Below are 18057 nucleotides of genomic sequence, written 5' to 3' on the forward strand. Positions count from 1 at the left end.
GAAATCCTTCCATTTTCATGAAACGTATAAAAAGAAAGCAGGCCGCTGCCCACAAACCGCTGTTCATGGGCTCGACCTGCTCTCACTTCCTTAACTGTATCCGCAATTATTCATTGTGCCGCGGCATCCATCCATGCCTCGTACATCATTTCCAGCTTGGCCTGCAGCGCTTCCCGCTCCGCGTGCAGAACGGCAAGCTTCTCCGCGTCAGCGGCGAGCGCAGGCGCCATCATCGCTGCGTCCAAGCTGCGCAGCTCCTGCTCCAGCTCGGCGATATCCCGTTCCAGTCGCGCCGGGTCTGCAGCGCTTTCGTGCAAACGGCCTCCTGTACGTGCAGCTTCATCGGCTTGCCCCCGTGCAGCCATTGTTTTTCCAGCGCCCGCTTGATCCAAGCTCTTCTGCCGAGCCGTGCATCCAGAGGGATTGGCGTGTGTCCGCGCGGCATCTACCTGTGATGCCGGCACTTTCCTGGCCGTTCTGGTGCTCCTGGCAGCATCCTCCCGTTCACGGCCTTTCGGAGAAGCGCCTCCTTCCCTGGCGCTGTCAGCCTTCGCCTTGTAATTGTCGAAGTTGCCATGCACCGTAACCAGTTGACCTTCCTCCAACGACCAGATCTTCACGGCCAACCGATTAATGAAGTAGCGGTCGTGCGATACGGCGATCACCGTACCAGGGAACTCCTCGAGCGCCTCCTCCAATGCCTCGCGGGAATCGATATCGAGATGATTCGTCGGCTCATCAAGCACGAGCAAATTCGGCTGCCGATGCATGAGCAATGCGAATCGCAGACGGCTCCACTCACCGCCGGATAGCGATCGTATGGACTTGAAGACGTCGGCGCCGCAGAACAGGAAGCGCGCAAGACGTCCCCGGGCTTCGCCTTCCTCCATTCCGACTGCTTCGCGGAAGTGTTGCAGCACCGTGGCGTTCTCGTCCTCCGGTGCGGCCTCCTGGGCCAAATAACCGACATCGACTCGCGAACCGAGCCGGATCTCACCTTCGTCCGGTGCTTCAACCCCTAAAATGCACTTTAAGAGCGTGCTCTTGCCTGATCCGTTCTCACCGATGAGCGCTACCCGCTCCCCATAACGGAGCAGTTCGCGTACACCGCTGAACAGCACTCGTTCTCCGAACGCCTTCCCCACGTCTTCCAACGTCAACACTTGGTTGCCAGAGCGGTCGCCTTGCTGCAGCTCAAGCTCCATGGCCCTGCGTTCCATCATCGGACGCTTCAGCTTCACCATGCGATCGAGCGCCTTCTGCATCGAGGCAGCGCGGCGATGGAAGCCTGGGTTCGGCGGATTCGCCCGGTTGCCCCATTCGATAAGCTGCTTAATCGTCTCCTGCATTTTTTTAATCTTCTTCTGCTGCTCCTGGAAGTTGGCGAACTGCTGCAGCAATCGGGCTTCCTTTTCCTGCTGGAATCCCGTGTAATTCGTATGGTACGTCACGGCCTCGCCGTCCTCGAGCTCAATGATCTTGGTCACGACTCGGTCAAGAAAGTAGCGGTCGTGCGAAATGACGACGACAGTCCCGGTGTAAGCCTGTAAAAAACGTTCCAGCCAGTCGATCGCCTGCATATCAAGATGGTTCGTCGGTTCATCAAGCAGCAGCACGTCTGGCTCTTCTATTAACATGGCGGCCAAGCCAACCTTTGTCTTCTCTCCCCCAGACAAAGACGCGAATAATCGCCCGTACTGCGTGTCCGGAATGCCGAGCCCGCCCGCCACTCTCCCGACATGGGCATCGATGTCATAGCCACCAGCCCGTTCGAACTTCTCTTGCAGATCGCCGTAACGATACAGCAGCCGTTCGAACCCGTCTGCGCCCCCTGCTTGCTCCGGCTCAGCCATGATCCGTTCCAGTTCCCGCATCTCAGCCAGCCACTGCCTCGGTTCACAAAAGGCTCTCTCCAGCACATCCCGCACCGTCTCGTCGTCTCCGCTGCGAGGTACTTGATCCAGATAGCCAATCCGTGTACCTTTGCGGATCGAAATCTGCCCGCCATCTGGCTTCTCGCTCCCATTAAGCAATTGAAGCAAAGTCGTCTTGCCCGTACCATTGCGGCCGATAAGGCCCACGCGCTCGTTCTCACCGATGTCGCATGTCACTTCCAACAGGACCGATTCGGCCCCGTATCCTTTTTGCACCTGTTGGCATTGAATCATCATCGTTATCTCCCTCTCTGATGACCCTCCTCCCCGCGCTGTATGCCGGTCCTCGAAAAAAAACATAAAAAAGGCCGCGGGGAAATGTCCCCGCAGCCCTCTGGTTGAACCAGATGTTCCGTTAAGGCAGAGGCAGGATGGTCACTTCGCTTAAATGTTGAATTCGATTGGAATTACTGAAAATAGACACACGTATCCCGTTGTTTACGGAATCATGGAAAATTCCGAGCAATTGCGTACGAAGCACATTCAAGCGTTCCGACATGACGTTGCGTTGCATCCTGCCACCCCTCCTCGTTTAACATAATAAGAATTACAATACCATATGATGGATAACAAAAGCAAGTGTCAAGTTTATAATCGAATCAATCTGATTTTTATTATAATAAGGCAATATTGGGCTGACTGTGATTGGCGAGGCGGGAACGCCAATGATTTAGATGTCGGGATAGGCGTCTGTGATATGTATGTTCGTGCTGATGAGTTTCAAGCGGAATGTACATGCAGTGGTGTTCATAAGTGTCAACGTTGCGACGAAATTCGTAGACGATGTCTTTCTTCCCGAAGGTGTGTGGTCCCCAAGGTGTCAACGTATGTTGAAGGAACGGGCCTGATTCTGTGTCTATCGGCAGAGATACGCGGTATGAGCCTCCCAAAATAACCCGTCTGGATAAACCTTGAGGCATTTCGTTCCATAGGCTTGTCAAGCCTTGAACTTTAATTCCTGCAAAATATAATCCGTTCCTTCCGATACCAAAGCTGGAGTCGATATCCGCTTGGACCGACCTATTTTCCAACAAAAAAGGCAGTGTGCCGCAAGTTCGCTCCATTTCTGATATGGAATCACAATACTTCCCTACCATTGTAAATGACGGCAGTTGAATCGTTTGCTGAGTCTTCATTCAGAACCCCTCCTTGGGAACTTAGTTTTTATCCCATCTTTGTATGATTATAGTAATAAAGAACTATTTCTTTAGACCCTTTTTCCGTATTATCACACCTCCTTTTTACTATTATCGGAATAAAGTCCTAATACTTTGAGATTATTCCAATATTTAATGTATTCATTCCAAAAAAGGCGCTTCCGCTTTTTTTGCGAAAGACGCCCGACTGTTCATTCCGTTCAATCATGCTATCTAAAGGATGTCTGGTAATTGAATGTGGATGCTCGTTCGTGTCGCATTGGATAAATGGGCATGGTGCACAATCGCTTGCGTCTTGATGTATTCCTTGCCGCTCGTCTCCCCTTCCCGTCCGGCGTATAATGACGCAACAAATTCATCCAAGCAATTCGGCGCGTGCACGCCGCTGAAGTCCTCGATTACGGTCGTGCGCTCGTCTTGCGTCAGCAGAATAATGTCGTCTATAAGCTGCAATGAACCTGATGTACCTTCGATGCGCCAGCTGCCGCTCCACGGCGTCGGCTTGCAGCAGGATGCGACTGTCGCATTGTAGCTGACGCGAATACCGCCCTCCATCTCCAGCAGCGCATGCGCGTTAATCATTTCCTCCGCCGAGCCCCATCCTGCAACCGGATGATAGATTTCCGCGTAAATCCGCGCGCCCTCACGGCCGGTCAAATAACGGACCAAATCGAAATGATGAATTCCGATGTCATCTAGTATCTGTACCGCATATTTACGTTCGACCTGATGTTTGCGGTAAAAATCAATATGCAAAGAAGAGATCTCGCCGATGGCTCCTTCATCCAAAAGCTGCTTGAGCTTGCGCATGAAAGGGAAACAACGGTAATTTTCCGCAATCATAAAAGGAATTTCCTCCTTGACCGCACGCTGTACGATCCGCACTGACTCCGTATAATCGAATGAGATCGGCTTCTCGCACAGCACAGGAAGGCGGCGGTCGAACGCTGCTTGGTTGATAGACGTATGCACGAGCGGCGGCGTCACGTTTACGAGAAAATCTACCTGCTCCCGCTGCAACGCCTCTTCCAATGAAGTGTAGAACGGAATCTCTCGCCCGTCCAATTTTCGTTTCATTGTAATGTCCGTTTCTACAATGGCAGCCAGCATTCCGCGTTCGCTCAGCTTCTTATACCAATGAAATCCGGCGGATCCAAACCCGACTAACAATGCTTTCATCTGTCTCTCCCCTTCGCAATATATGTATTTCCTTTATTCCTCGCCCGCATGGCACCATAATGTGACGATTGGATTTTATCCGCCAGCCTTAATCTCTTCACGCTCCCACCACCTTTATTTGTTCTATCTGCATTATAGAGCAGAGCATATAAGAAGAGACAGGTTATCTATTCAGATTCTGTGGAGACACTTCATCATTCACGAAATATTTGGTTCGTACAGTGGCATGTTCAGACTGAAGGGGGCGCTCATCCGACCCTTTGCTTCAGTCTCCCCTTCCATCAGTGGTTGGCACGCCTAAGGACAACTCTAGGTTTCTGCCATCAGGATTCGGCATGCCCGAGGACGGCTCTGGGTAACTGCAATCATAATCGGCCGCTTCATGGCATGATGTCTGGCGAAACAGCAATTACCTTACCTTGGACGTTATCCATCCTGATTGTATGGGAGAATGGAGCTAAGGGCCATTATAAGGAGAACTGACAGAATATTTTCGTGTAAAAGGGAAAGGGGGAGCTGATGTTCTGAATGCAGGGGAGAGTGATGCAAAGAATGGATCAGGCAACCCTTATCCGGGAAGGGACAGGTGACGACTGCAAGGCGGAAGAACATAAAAGACGACAAAAGACATGCTTAGAGTTCACCCCTTTGTTAGGGATGCCTTCCGAAGCACGTCTTTTCCTTTTTCACATCTGTATATCTTCTATCTCTAATCATCTACATTACTGTTCTTCTTGTATTCCGATGACACCGGTCGGATCAATGCCTGTTTTTGCGCCAAATACCTCTGCCATCGATTCGAATGGAACGTACAACGCGCCGTCCTTGACCACAGGAGCCGTCTTCAACTCTACGTTCATTTTGCCCACGGCAGCATTCTTTTCGCCTTCCTTCAGCGCAATCCATTTCGCGCCGCGCACGAACTCATATGCGCCCGTGTCTGTGTTCCTCTCGACCGTATAACCAAGCGCCTGCCCGATGGCTTCCACCGGCACCATGACACTGTCCTCTGTCGTATATACCTCATCGGACTTCACACCGATGCCTTCGCCATTGACGACAATGACCCAATGCATGCCACCGAAGGAATCTTGCGGAATTTGTTCCGATTGGCTTTGAATCGTAATATTGCCTTGCTCATCCAAGGTTACGTCCGCTTTCAGCACCTCGGATACGAATTGCAGCGGCACGTACATCATATTGTCCTTCAACACAGACGCTTTGCCGAGCTGAATCGGCATTTTAGCGAAATTGTACTGGTCCTTGTTCAGCTGCACGCTCGTCCACTGGGCGCCCTTCGTCGCTTCAATCGATTTGTGCTCGGCATTCCATTTCAGGTCGTATCCCAAGCTGTCCATGACCGTTCGCAGCGGAACGAGAAGGTATTGCCCGTCTACAGCAATGTTGGCTGCAACGCTCTGGCCGTCAATAACCAGGTTTTTACGCTCGGATACTTTATGTAACCACTCCTTGTTGAGGCTCGTCTCGCGGGTGGACCCGATAATCTCTCCGTTATCGTTGCGGACAAACTGCTTTACATATTTATCATAAAAATCACGTTCTTGTTCAACAGGAGAATTTACTGCTCCTTGATCGTTCATTGCCTGAACCGGCGCAGCAAAAGCTTGCGCGCTCATCAAGCCGATGGCTAAGGCTAAAGCAGCGGCTACAGTTTTGTTCAACATTCGTCATCCTCTCTAGAGTGCAAGTCTTGTTGTGACTCCAATTGCGCAATTGGTTGCCAACTGATTCACACTCTCAGACGGAGACGCCGTCTATAATGTTTCACGGAATGATTCATCCATTATGTTCCACCTAGGACGGCAATGGAATGACTGATGCATATTGGAAAGTGCAGATGTAAGATGAATGTCTTGTCACCCCCATGCATGAACCCTTGAACCCACTGGGTAAAAAGTATACCGATTTCAGTTACAAATGATAGTTGCGGCCCGTAAATCGTGTTAGAATGTACGTGTCAGAAACAATGAGAGCCATTTTCATTTAAAGGAGCAGTGTGGATGAATATGGAGCCCAATCTATTCGATCGGCACTTCGACAGCCTGGAGGCCATTGCCGATACGGTTAGCGAGCTGCTGCAATGCCCTGTGACGATTGAGGATGCCAGTCACAATCTCGTCGCATACAGCTCGCATCACGCCGAAACCGATTCGGCACGGATCGCGACGATTATTGGCCGGAGGGTTCCGGAGCAGGTCATCAGCACGCTGTGGCGGGAAGGCATCATGCAGCAGCTCATGACAAGCAGCGAACCCGTCCGTATTGGGGAAATTCTCGAAGTCGGACTCGGCAACCGGATTGCAATCGCCATTCGTCATCACGGCGAGGTTCTGGGCTACATATGGGTGCTGGAGTATAACGAGCTGCTTGGCGATACGGCACTGCTGCAGCTAAAGCAAGCGGCAGGCGCCGCCAAGATGAAGCTTATGCAGCTGCAGACGCAGCGGCGCAGACAGGAGCAGCACAGCCATGACTTCTTCTGGCAGCTGCTGACCGGCCATCATGTCTCGGAGACGGTCATTCGCGAGAAGGCCGCCCAGATTGGCATCATGCTTCCGCCATCCTATCAAATCCTTCTCTTGCAATTTGAAACGGCCATAGATGATAGGCTGTACCGGCAGATTCACTATATGGTTAAAACGGCGCAGCGAATGCGCATCGTACTTCACGTGGCGCATAACGACCGCTTAATCATACTTTCCTCCCCTCTTCAAGGAGGCAACGGCGGCATCCGGCAGTACAGGGAGGAATGCGGCCAGCTCGCCCGTCTGCTCAAGCAGCGCTTCGATGCGGAACCGGTGCTAAGCGGCGCAAGCGCATTCCGCGAGCCGTATGCAGCGGTCGAGGATGCGTACCGCGAGGCGCTTGCGGTGCTGCACTTGAAGCGGCGCTTTCCCGCAGAGCTGCAGGATGCCGGCGAGTATGGCGAGTTGGGCTATTACCGCTACCTGCCGCTGCTCGCGGATGAACGCCGCCGGCACCCTGTCGCGCACCCGGGCCTCAGCAAGCTGCGGCAATATGATCTAGAGCACCAAAGCGGATTGCTGCATACGCTCGAGATGATGTTGAAGCATGACGGCAACGTGAAAAAAGCAGCGGAGGCCTTGCATATTCACGGCAATACGCTCATGTATCGAATGAAGCGCATCGCCGACATCAGCGACATCGATCTGGCCAGCATGGATGAGAAGGTGACCTTGTACCTCGAATATAAGCTGAATCAGCTGGAAGCTTGATCCTGTCATTTGTGATTTTTCACAAGTACAGGGTCTTTTTTTCAGGAATTGGAATAAAGCGGTTTCATTGCGCTAGCTTTATACTTTATATGGATAAAATATCAGTTTCAGGTGTAAGGGGGAGTTGCAATGATTATCGGCGTGCCTAAAGAAATCAAAAACAATGAGAATCGCGTCGCGATGACACCAGCCGGTGTGGCGGCGTTCACGCAAGCGGGCCATCAAGTCATGATGGAGCGCGATGCCGGGCTCGGCAGCGGATTTGCAGACGAGGATTTCAAGCAGGCCGGGGCAACCGTGTCTGACCGGGCGGCCGACGTCTGGGCGAAGGCCGATATGGTCATGAAAGTGAAGGAGCCGCTCCCTTCGGAATATGGATACTTCCGTGAAGGATTACTGTTATTCACTTATTTGCATTTGGCGGCAGAGCCGGAGCTGGCGCGGGCGCTGATGGATAAAGGCGTGACGGCCATCGCCTACGAAACGGTGCAGGTGAACCGCACGCTTCCGCTCCTGACGCCGATGAGCGAGGTGGCTGGCCGGATGGCGGCCCAGATCGGAGCGCAATTTTTGGAGAAGCCGCATGGCGGCAAGGGCATCCTGCTCGGCGGCGTTCCTGGCGTAAAGCGCGGCAAGGTAACCGTCATCGGCGGCGGTGTCGTCGGAACGAATGCGGCGAAAATCGCGGTCGGTCTCGGAGCGGACGTCACCATCATCGACATGAGCGCCGATCGCTTGCGCCAGCTGGATGACATCTTCGGCTCCACCGTGAACACGCTTATGTCCAACCCGCTCAATATTGCGGAAGCTGTGGCCGAGTCCGATCTCGTCATCGGCGCTGTCCTCATTCCGGGCGCGAAGGCACCCAAGCTGGTGACGGAAGCGATGATCCGATCAATGCGGACAGGCTCAGTTGTCGTCGATGTCGCGATCGATCAGGGCGGCATCATCGCCACGGCGGATCGCATCACGACGCACGACAAGCCGACGTACGTGAAGCATGGCGTCGTCCACTATGCGGTGGCGAACATGCCTGGCGCCGTTCCGCGCACGTCCACGATGGCGCTCACGAACGCGACCGTTCCGTATGCGCTGCAGATCGCGGACAAAGGGCTGGAGCAGGCGCTGCGCGACAGCAAGCCATTGCTGCTCGGCGTCAATGCGGCCGGCGGCTCCATCACGTACTCCGCGGTGGCGCGCGACCTCGGCCTGCCTTATGTACCAGTCGAAGAGGCACTCAAGAAAGCGGCCGTAATTCTGTAATATACAATAAGCCGGCGTCGACGAAGTTCCCGCTTCATCGATACCGGCTTAACTTATGCCTGATAGAACATCTTCCGCACACCCACTGCTCCGAAATTACGGTACATTTTTCACGACCTCGTCAAGCCAGCCCCAAAAGATACACTAGTGCAAATCCAAGACACGAAAGTAAAACGGAACCGATAAGCCCTGCAGCGAACGATTTCATCCCGAGACGGCGGAACGTGACCAGATCCACATTCAAGCCGAGGCCCGCCATCGCCATCGCAATGAGCATGTAAGCAATCGTCACGATGACGCTCGCGATGTCCGCCGACACGATGCCAAGCGAGTTGAACCCGCTCACGAGCAGGAAGCCGAGAATGAACCACGGAATCGGAATCGACTTCCATGAGGTCTTCGAGCTTCCGCCCTGTTCCTTCTGTTCTGCACGGCTTGCCCAAATCCCGATCAGGATCGCGACCGGCACGAGCAGAGCCACCCGCGTCAGCTTAACGATGACTGCCATGTCAACCGCATCGTTCCCCCCTGGTGCCGCTGCCGCAATGACGTGTGCGATTTCGTGCAGGGTCGCTCCCGAGAATATGCCATACCCGTTCGGCGAAAATCCGAGCACCGGATACAGGAACGTGTATACTAATGTGAATATCGTTCCGAGGATGGCTACCATGGCCGCCCCGATGGCGGTTTCATCATCCTTCGCCTTAATTTGCGGAGCGATCGCCACCACGGCAGCAGCGCCGCATATCGCCGTGCCGCAAGCCGTAAGGATGCCGAGCCGCTTCTCTACCTTGAACAGCCGCGCAAGTCCGTAGACGACCGACAGCGTAAACGCGATGACGATGACGGCGATAAGGAACACCTTCGGCCCCGCATTGACGATATCCATCAAGTTCAGCCGCATGCCGAGCAAGATAATCCCAAGGCGCAACAGCTTCTTGCTTGAAAAGTTCGTGCCGGCAACCAATTGCTCCGGCAATCCGATCGTCGCCCGCCAAGCGATGCCGATTAAGATCGCGATGACGAGCTGCCCCATAATGCTCAAAAACGGAAATCCCGCCAAATATTTGGCAACCAACGCAATGATGAGCGTCAGACCGATTCCGAGCGCGAAGCCTGAATATTGTTTCTGTCTCTTCGGCTTCGTCGCCGCAAGCACTTCCCCTTGACTCATGTTTACCCCCAACTCCTTGTCTATCACTGGGATACAGCTATGAATTACAGTGTTAAAGTATTTGTGACATGTCGAATAAGCACCGGTCCACGATTTCTCGTCCTTCCGTGCCATTCATGCCTACCATTGCCACTCAACACCATTAACATCACGTTGCTATATTCCAATGAACCTTGTGTTCATAATTCCACTATATAGAGGATTCCGGGGGAAGTGAAATACCGAAATGCTATCGTAACGATTAGGAATACTTATGCTTGTATGGGCAATATGCACCAAGACCGTGTTATTACGGGATTGTTCCGAACAGCGGGAAGGGATAAAATGGGTGGTGGACGTTCAAGATGATGGAACGTATGGCAAGCGGTACAGCTTGCAGACTGCGGAGGAACAACAAAATGATGGTAGATACATTGAAAGTGTATGTAACGGTAGTGGAACAGAGCAATTTCTCGCGCGCGGCCAAAGTGCTCAATCTGTCCCAGCCGGGCGTCAGCCTGCACATTCGCAATTTGGAAAATGAATTCGGCGTCAAGCTCATTCACCGTTCCTCGAAGCACGTCAAGATGACGGAAGCAGGGGAGATACTATACGAACGCGCCAAGCAAATGCTCTCGCTCTTCGATACAGCCAAAGAAGAGATTCATCTGTTGCGGGATGAAGTGACGGGCTCTCTTAAAATTGGCGCCAGCTATACAATTGGCGAATATATTTTGCCGCGGCTCATTGCGGAATTCGCCCAGCAATATCCGCAAGTGGACGTTCACGCGACGATTGCGAATACGGAGGATATCGCGCAAGCTATCCGGTCCAATGAGCTTGATATCGGGCTTGTGGAGGGCAAGGTGGACTATGCGGACATTCAAGTGAAGCATCCGTTCATGGAGGACGAAATGGTGCTGGTCGTGCCGCCGGATCACTCCTTGTGCTCCACTCGTACGGCCGATGCGGCCATGCTGCAGCATCAAGTGTGGATACTGCGGGAGAACGGCTCTGGCACGAGGTCTTATTGTGATCAGTTCATTAAGGATCTGGGGCTTGCAGTGAAGCGCACCTTCGTCTTTAATAGCAATCAGGGCGTGAAGGAAGCAGTTATGGCTGGTCTCGGCGCCGCGCTTCTGTCCCGATGGGTCATCCGCAAAGAGCTGGAAGCGGGCGAATTGTGCAGCATCCAAGTGAAGGGCGCGCGCATTACGCGGCAGTTTTTTATTTTGCAGGATACGAAAACCTCTTCCACCATGGCGATGAAAATGTTCGTCCAGAAGCTAAGACAGCTCAACATCTAAGAACGCATCAAGTAAGCAAATAGAAGAAGCCGACCGGAGTTGCCCGATCGGCTTTGTTGCTATTGCGGCAGCGAGGGATAGTTCATTCAGGTGTTTTTGCGCAGTGGCGCTTAATCAGCAGCGGCGGCGCCGCTGGACCGGGAGGCTAGCTCGTCGATGCATGCTAGCAGCTCATCCATCTGGCAGATGGCATAAGCGGGCCGATATGCCTCGGGCTGCAACGAAGTGTGCAGCTCCGGGTCTTCCTTGCGCATCTGCTCCTCGCAACGCTGCAGGAACGGCGCCTGTGTCGTCCGTTCTGCCGGGGACAGCACTTCCAATCCGGCAGGTAAATCCCGAGCAACCAGCACGGATGGAATGCCGGATTGGTTCGCCATATGTATATCGTGATCGAGACGATCTCCGACATGGGCCACGATTATCCCGTCTTGCTGCAGCTCCCGCAATATGCCGGCGTCGGGCTTCCCGCACTCCATTCGCTCTGGGGTGATGATATCATCGAACAAGCTTCCGATGCCAAGCTCCTCCATTACGGGATATTGGTATTTACGGAATCCGTTCGTCACGGCCGCAAGTGAATAACCTTTCTGCTTCAGCTTCTCCAACGTCGGAAGCACTGTGTCATCCAGCAAATAAATTTTGGGCGCGGCAGCATGCTTCAACAGCAGCTGCTCCACATCGATGGACAGGCTAAGTCCCCAATCCTTCGAGAGCTGACGCACGATATCATCCCAATCGTAGGCCGCAACCATCTCCTGCCGCTTCATCCGGAGCTTATGCTCTTGGAACAACGCCTTCCTAACTTCAATATTTCGGTTCAGTTCACCGCAAATCAGTTGTTCCACCTCGGGAAAAATCCATGCGGAAAACGGATTCTGCATCAACGTTCCATCCAAATCAAACGTAATCCATTTGTTCAATGCTCATCCCTGCCTTTTTAACGAGTTCGGCTGTCTGGCCGTCATCCTGCTGCTGCAGCTGCGTACAGTACAGCGCATAATACTTTCCCTCAAGCGCAAGCAGCTCTTCATATGTCCCTCACTCCACAATGCTCCCGTCCTCCATAACCAAAATGGTATCCGCATGGCGGATAGTAGATAGCCTATGAGCGATAACTAGTGTCGTCTTGTCCTTCATCAGCCTTGACAGCGCATCCTGCACCAGCCGTTCCGATTCGTTATCGAGCGCCGCCGTTGCTTCATCCAGCAGCAGCACAGGGGCATTACGTATAATTGCCCGGGCAATAGAAATGCGCTGGCGCTGGCAGCCCGACAGCTGTGAGCCGCGTTCCCCAATTTCCGTATGGAAGCCGTTCGGCAGCTGCATAATGAAGTCGTACGCATTCGCATGCTTAGCGGCGGCGCTCACTTCCTCTTCGGTTGCATCAGACTTGCCGTCGGAAATATTGTCCCATATCGTTCCAGTAAATAACTGCATCTCCTGCGGAACGAAGCCGTAATAATCCCGCACGCAATGCCAAGAGCCAAGATTCACCGCGATACTTATCATCATCGTTGCAAAGAGTCCGGCGTACAACAGCCTATACTGTCTCATATATCCCCATAATCTGGATAACGTCTTACCTCGATTCATGTGCAATCCTTCTCTTTATCTATACATAGATGTACTTTGAGATAAGACGGATATTTCCATATTTGCCCTTTACTAATGGAACCAAGCGCCATGAAGCCGAGTGATGCCATCTTCGATCTGCTGATTACTTAAGCCGCCGAACCCGAGCAGTAATGCGGCAGCCTGAACGTCTGCCGGCTCCCCCCAATAATTCGAGGTCGGATACACCTTCACCCCAGCGCGGGCGGCGGCTTCCAGCAACCCGGCTTCCGTCATGCCGTTCTGGATCTGTATAAGCAAATGGAGGCCGGAATCGTGGCCAATGATGCGTACTCGATCGCCCATTGTACGCTTCAAAGCAAGCAATAACACCGCATGCTTCTTCTGATACACTTTGCGTATTTTCCGCAAATGCTTCTCCCAATGTCCTTCTTGCATAAATCGTTCCAACGTCAACTGATGAAGCTTGGATGCGGTCTGCTCATACACGGCAAACTCCACCTTGTACCGTTCCAGCAGCGCCGGCGGCAGCACCATGTAGCTTAATCGAATGGAAGGCAGCAGCGATTTGGAGAATGTGCCCATATATACGACCCTTCCTGTCGAATCCAGACCTTGCAGGGCAGGGATTGGCTTCGTATGATATCTGAATTCGCCGTCGTAGTCGTCCTCTATTATAAGTCCATCCCGCTCCTCCGCCCATTGCAGCAATTGCATTCGCTTCGCAACTGACATGACCATCCCAGAAGGAAATTGATGGGATGGGGTAATGTATACCGCCTCCGCCCCGCTCTCCTTCAGCCGGCGCACATTCATTCCGTCTTGCTCCAGCGGAACGGAGACGATACTCAGCCGATGATTGCGGAAGATCGTCCGCGCTCCATCATAGCCGGGATCCTCTACGGCAATGGTCCGCCGATCGCCACCGATCATCTGACTGAGCAGCATAAGCAACTGCTGGATGCCCGCCCCGATGACAATCTGATCCGCTTGGCATGATACTCCACGCGAATGACGCAAATATTGCGCAATCTGCCGGCGCAGCCCCATCTCTCCTTGGCGTTCTCCGTATTGCAGCGCTTCGACAGGCGTCAGGCGGAATACGTCGTTCGACAGCTTGCGCCACAGAGACAGCGGAAAGCCGTCAAAATCAATGTTGCCATGCCGGAAATCGATATCGACGCCGGGTTCGGCCACAGCTTCAGCAACCGTATCCCTCCCACTGTAGACAAGCCGGTTACTAACTCCAGCTGTCTCGCCCATATCGCTCTCAATCTCGCACACGAACAGGCCGATGCGGGAACGACTGTCCACATAACCTTCCGCATGCAATTGCTGATAAGCGGCTTCTACTGTGTTGCGGCTGAGATGCAAGCTGTCTGCCAATTGCCGTATCGAAGGCAGCCTCGTTCCAGCCAAGATGCCGCCACTCATAATTTGCCGCTTTATATAATGATAGATTTGCATATATTTCGGTTCGTCTGCCTGTTCGTCAATGTAAGGCGTAATCTCCAGCATCCTTCCCCCCCAATCTGTCCCCATATAAATCTACTAATCTGGCACTTATCAACAGGACAGAGTTTGACTATGATTATACCAGACTTTTCAACTCTGTACCGTAAGAAAGGAACAACTATGGCAAGCATTTGGATTAGTTATGTTTTGCTCGGAATTTCGCTGTCTGCACCCGTCGGCCCCGTCAACGTGGCGCAAATCAAGGCTGGACTGAGCAATGGGTTCTGGAACGCATGGTTCGTCGGCATTGGCGCGATGTGCGCTGACCTCGTGTTCATGCTGCTTATCTACTTTGGTGCTGCCGCTTATTTGACGACACCGCTGGCGAAGTTGCTCATTTGGATAATGGGCTTTGCCGTCCTTACGCTGCTCGGATACGAGAGCATCCGCGACGCCCGCAAAGGGATAGATATCAGTAGCAGCGGCTCCCGCAAAGAGCATGTCGGGAAATCCTTCCTGTCCGGCTTTCTCATTGCGATCTCCAATCCGTTGAACATCGTGTTCTGGATAGGAATCTATGGGTCTGTCATTACGAAGATGCTGGAGACGATGGGGAACGGTCAGGCGTTATTGTATAGCGGTGCGATTTTTGCCGGAGTGTTCGTGTGGGACATCTTAGTATCCACCGTCGTGCATGTAAGCCGCAGGGCGGTCACCCCTCGCTTGATGAAGGGAATCTCCGTCATTGCCGGCGTTTCGCTCATTGGATTCGGTCTATATTTCGGTTACTGCGCTGTCGTACAATTTATATCGTTGGCGCAAATGTAAAGTTACTCAAAGGAACTAAGAAACTTCATGAATTCTAGGAATTAAACAAAAGAGAGGGATTTAGCAATGCATTTTATTTTCGATATTGATGGAACCATTTCATTCAAAGGTCAACCCGTGTCGGAGACCATCCTCGACTGTCTTCAGGAGCTGCAATCTTCCAGGCATGTCATCGGCTTCGCGTCCGCCAGACCGTGCAGGGACATGCTGCCGGTGCTCGATAGCCGATTCCACCAGAATCTATTGATCGGAGCCAACGGCGCAATGACGCATTTTGGTGGAGAACCTGTAGCGGTGAACCCGATTCCGGAGGCGCTCGCACGGGAAATTATCGGGATTTTGGATTCGTATCACGCATCATATTTGATCGACGATGAGTGGAATTATGCATATAACTGTGGAGAAGATCATCCGTTTCTGATGAATGTCGATGCCTTGCAGCTTGCCCGCCGCGTAGAATTGACCGATCTGAAGCATGTGGTGAAGCTGCTCGTTCTGTCCTGCGATCATTTTGAGGAGCTGGCCAAGACGATGGAGGGGTTGAACGTGACGATTCACTATCATTCCTCAGAAGGAATACTCGATATTACGAATCAAGGTGTCAACAAAATGGCCGCTATCCGTTCGTATGGCATCGCCCCTAGGCAATTCACTTGCTTCGGCAACGATATGAACGATATCCCGATGTTTCAGGAAGCCGGTACCGCCGTCGCGATCGGGAGCTTCGCAGGGTTGACTCCCTTCGCAACGCATCGCCTCGAGACAGTTGATCAGGATATCGAACATCGCATTGTAGACATGCTGAAGGACTTAGCCTCGAAAAGCGAAGAGGTACTGCTATCACGTTAAAATAAAGGAGGAGGTCCGTCCAACAGTCTCGATCGTTTGACGGACCTTTTTTTCTCTGTGTATCGCCCCTCGCCTGCAACTAGCGGGACATGCTGTTCGTGAGCTCCTCTAGGTCGAGCAGCATATCGCCTATCCATGCCTCCGAACCGGAAATGACATGCCGCCCGTAATCAAGAATCCACCGTATCGTATGAATGAACCAGCACACGCCTCCCACGCGAACGAGCCAGTCCAATGTCAGCTCGGCATTTCCATAGAGGCCGCTCGTTTCCGCATAGGCTTGCAGCATTTGCTCTCTTGATGCGCCGTATGCCGCGGCTTCTTGACTCAAGCCGTACAGATCGCCCAAATGAGGACTCAGATAAGAGTTTGTCCAGTCAATGACCCTCACCCCTTGCCCTTCTTCCTGCACGATGATGTTCTTCGGAAAATAGTCGTTATGCACGAACGTGACCGGATACTCCGAGTACAGCCGTTCCAAATGCTCGGGGAACAAGAGGACAAGTCGTTCCAGCACCTGTCGCTGCGAGCCAGCGAAAAATGGGTGGCTTGTCACATAGGCAAGATCGTCCAGAAACATATCTTCCCCTTTATAATGTCGGTGAAAAGCTTCTTCCGCCAACGCCCCATCCTTCATAAATGAGGTTGCGGTGCGATGAATGACAGCCAACTGGCGAGCCGCTTGCAGAAAAGCGTCTGCCGAAGGCTTGGATTCCAGCGTATCCGTGCCAACGTCCTCCATCATCATGTAACAGCCGGTCTCGTCTTCGAACGCCGCATATATGCAAGGCCGCTCGATGTGAAGCGGAGCCAGCACGTCGTTATACAAGTCAGGTTCTCCCTTCATTTTGCCGCCAGAGCACTTCGCGATAACTGTCGCTCCGGACAATAATGTCACGCGGTACACGCCGGACAAAGACCATTGCCGCAACGACTCCCAATGCTTCGATTGTTCCACAAGCGGAAAGTGCCCTGCTCTTTCAAGCCATCTGTCGGGAATATGCAATGTCAATCCAATCACTCCTTTCTTTCGGTAGATTGATTATGTAAGAAAGGAGCGAAAAAATATAGACTTATATTTTTATTTTTGATAGACTGTTGATAGAGTTCTAGATATGGAATTGAGCAGCAGCCGACTACGGCTGCTTTTTTGTTAGATGTCACCTTGAGCAACAATGTATGCGCGGCAGCGGCAGCACATCTCCCGGTACGTAAAAAGACACATTCTCCCAAAAGGACGAATGTGTCTCGTGGTGCCTCTCTTATTAAGCCGTTCTCTGCAGACTGGCTCGGAAGGGATCTTATAAAGAATTCTCCGGTTGTTCCGGGGCACGGTTATTCACTAAATAATGGATGATTTCCGATTCGCGGGCTTCGTTCCACTGCTTCACCATCTTATTCACCAAGAATAGATCCACGAAAACCCAGACGCTCAATGCAAGAAAAGAAACGAGCGTCAACGCCAAAAATACATTCGACACCGGATCGTCCATTTCCCCGCCAGCCGTCATGACGCCAAACAAAGCATAGAATACGATCAGCGCAACAAAGAGCGCCAATTGAACGAAAGCGGAGCCGAAGCGGCGCAGATAGAATCGGTGCACCCCAAGATGCCCGCCAATGAGCATCAGGTAGGCGAGCGCCAACGATTTCTCCTGGTGACGCATCTCTGATTGGAGAATAGCCAGCTCCTTCAGACTTAATTGCCGCTTCGCGGAAGCAAAATCATGAAATGCCCCGTTCCTCATTAATAGTTGAACCCTTTGTTATTCAGAATTTGTTGCATCAGCATGCCTTCCGTGTACTGGTTCTTCTCGCGCACCCATGTGTGAAGCAGAAAGGCGTCTACAATCCACCAGATGGAAGTCACAATCAATCCAAAAACCGTTAGCGACAGAATAAGCTGAGCCACGGCTGAGCCCGTCTTCTTCATATAGAAGCGATGTCCGCCGAATAATCCGAGAAAGTACCACAGGATATAAGCCACAAGCATGCTCTTGCCCTGATTTTTCATTTCCGATTCGAGCAGCATAAGCTCTCTCGCATCGAGCTGGTTCTTCATCCCTATCGTGTTGTACAATATGATGCACTCCTTTTACACTA

Annotated in this window: 17 protein-coding genes; 5 read left to right on the plus strand and 12 right to left on the minus strand. The window is 52.4% G+C overall.

The features are described 5' to 3' along the window. Positions 1–110 precede the first annotated feature (110 nt). From abc-f to LQV63_RS17620, 5 genes are all read right to left on the minus strand, one after another. On the minus strand, positions 111–2171 hold the full coding sequence (gene abc-f, locus LQV63_RS17600) for a ribosomal protection-like ABC-F family protein (RefSeq protein ID WP_233697705.1): 2061 nt from the start codon (positions 2169–2171) through the stop codon (positions 111–113). Positions 2172–2289: 118 nt separating this feature from the next. Continuing rightward, entirely contained in the window at positions 2290–2448 is a 159-nt protein-coding gene (locus LQV63_RS17605) for an RAxF-45 family protein (RefSeq protein WP_019421481.1), read from the minus strand. Positions 2449–2548: 100 nt separating this feature from the next. Continuing rightward, positions 2549–3070, minus strand: coding sequence for a hypothetical protein (locus LQV63_RS17610; RefSeq protein WP_233697706.1), 522 nt, complete (start codon positions 3068–3070; stop codon positions 2549–2551). A gap of 234 nt (positions 3071–3304) precedes the next feature. Then, the gene (locus LQV63_RS17615) at positions 3305–4270 is read right to left on the minus strand and encodes a Gfo/Idh/MocA family protein (protein WP_233697707.1); all 966 of its coding nucleotides are present in this window, start codon (positions 4268–4270) and stop codon (positions 3305–3307) included. 722 nt (positions 4271–4992) lie between these two features. Next, complete coding sequence (locus tag LQV63_RS17620) at positions 4993–5955, minus strand: copper amine oxidase N-terminal domain-containing protein (protein WP_233697708.1); 963 nt, start codon at positions 5953–5955, stop codon at positions 4993–4995. 336 nt (positions 5956–6291) lie between these two features. Between LQV63_RS17620 and LQV63_RS17625 the strand changes: the two genes are divergently transcribed. Together LQV63_RS17625 and ald are read left to right on the plus strand one after the other, a co-directional pair. Further along, the gene (locus tag LQV63_RS17625; protein ID WP_233697709.1) at positions 6292–7527 is read left to right on the plus strand and encodes a PucR family transcriptional regulator; all 1236 of its coding nucleotides are present in this window, start codon (positions 6292–6294) and stop codon (positions 7525–7527) included. A gap of 129 nt (positions 7528–7656) precedes the next feature. Beyond that, positions 7657–8790, plus strand: coding sequence for an alanine dehydrogenase (gene ald / locus LQV63_RS17630; protein ID WP_019421486.1), 1134 nt, complete (start codon positions 7657–7659; stop codon positions 8788–8790). A gap of 121 nt (positions 8791–8911) precedes the next feature. On the opposite strand, the gene LQV63_RS17635 is transcribed toward ald, so the two are convergent. After that, the gene (locus LQV63_RS17635; RefSeq protein ID WP_233697710.1) at positions 8912–9964 is read right to left on the minus strand and encodes a YeiH family protein; all 1053 of its coding nucleotides are present in this window, start codon (positions 9962–9964) and stop codon (positions 8912–8914) included. A 398-nt stretch (positions 9965–10362) separates the two neighbouring features. Between LQV63_RS17635 and LQV63_RS17640 the strand changes: the two genes are divergently transcribed. Beyond that, a complete protein-coding gene (locus LQV63_RS17640; RefSeq protein ID WP_233697766.1) occupies positions 10363–11250 on the plus strand; it encodes a LysR substrate-binding domain-containing protein in 888 nt (295 codons plus the stop codon). Positions 11251–11360: 110 nt separating this feature from the next. Here LQV63_RS17640 and LQV63_RS17645 read toward each other — a convergent pair whose 3' ends face one another. The 3 genes from LQV63_RS17645 to pdxR all read right to left on the minus strand — a co-directional run bounded on the left by LQV63_RS17645 (position 11361) and on the right by pdxR (position 14340). Then, the gene (locus tag LQV63_RS17645; RefSeq protein WP_233697711.1) at positions 11361–12170 is read right to left on the minus strand and encodes an HAD family hydrolase; all 810 of its coding nucleotides are present in this window, start codon (positions 12168–12170) and stop codon (positions 11361–11363) included. A 118-nt stretch (positions 12171–12288) separates the two neighbouring features. After that, the gene (locus tag LQV63_RS17650) at positions 12289–12843 is read right to left on the minus strand and encodes an ATP-binding cassette domain-containing protein (RefSeq protein ID WP_233697712.1); all 555 of its coding nucleotides are present in this window, start codon (positions 12841–12843) and stop codon (positions 12289–12291) included. Positions 12844–12915: 72 nt separating this feature from the next. Continuing rightward, positions 12916–14340, minus strand: coding sequence for a MocR-like pyridoxine biosynthesis transcription factor PdxR (gene pdxR, locus LQV63_RS17655; protein WP_233697713.1), 1425 nt, complete (start codon positions 14338–14340; stop codon positions 12916–12918). A 117-nt stretch (positions 14341–14457) separates the two neighbouring features. Here pdxR and LQV63_RS17660 point away from each other — a divergent pair, with 117 nt between their 5' ends. Then, positions 14458–15105 (plus strand): LysE family translocator, encoded by a 648-nt coding sequence (locus LQV63_RS17660; protein ID WP_233697714.1) that lies wholly within the window; start codon positions 14458–14460, stop codon positions 15103–15105. 66 nt (positions 15106–15171) lie between these two features. Next, positions 15172–15954 (plus strand): HAD-IIB family hydrolase, encoded by a 783-nt coding sequence (locus LQV63_RS17665; RefSeq protein WP_233697715.1) that lies wholly within the window; start codon positions 15172–15174, stop codon positions 15952–15954. Positions 15955–16033: 79 nt separating this feature from the next. On the opposite strand, the gene LQV63_RS17670 is transcribed toward LQV63_RS17665, so the two are convergent. From LQV63_RS17670 to LQV63_RS17680, 3 genes are all read right to left on the minus strand, one after another. After that, on the minus strand, positions 16034–16966 hold the full coding sequence (locus LQV63_RS17670; protein WP_233697716.1) for a phosphotransferase family protein: 933 nt from the start codon (positions 16964–16966) through the stop codon (positions 16034–16036). A 289-nt stretch (positions 16967–17255) separates the two neighbouring features. After that, positions 17256–17702, minus strand: a complete 447-nt coding sequence (locus tag LQV63_RS17675; protein WP_233697717.1) for an NINE protein — start codon at positions 17700–17702, stop codon at positions 17256–17258. Further along, positions 17702–18034 carry an NINE protein gene (locus LQV63_RS17680; protein WP_019421496.1) on the minus strand — a complete coding sequence of 111 codons (333 nt, stop codon included), beginning with the start codon at positions 18032–18034 and terminating at the stop codon, positions 17702–17704. The genes LQV63_RS17675 and LQV63_RS17680 overlap by 1 nt, the downstream gene beginning before the upstream one ends. Between the last annotated feature and the right edge of the window lie 23 nt (positions 18035–18057).

Source organism: Paenibacillus profundus (genome assembly GCF_021369635.1).
Classification (GTDB): domain Bacteria; phylum Bacillota; class Bacilli; order Paenibacillales; family Paenibacillaceae; genus Paenibacillus_B; species Paenibacillus_B profundus.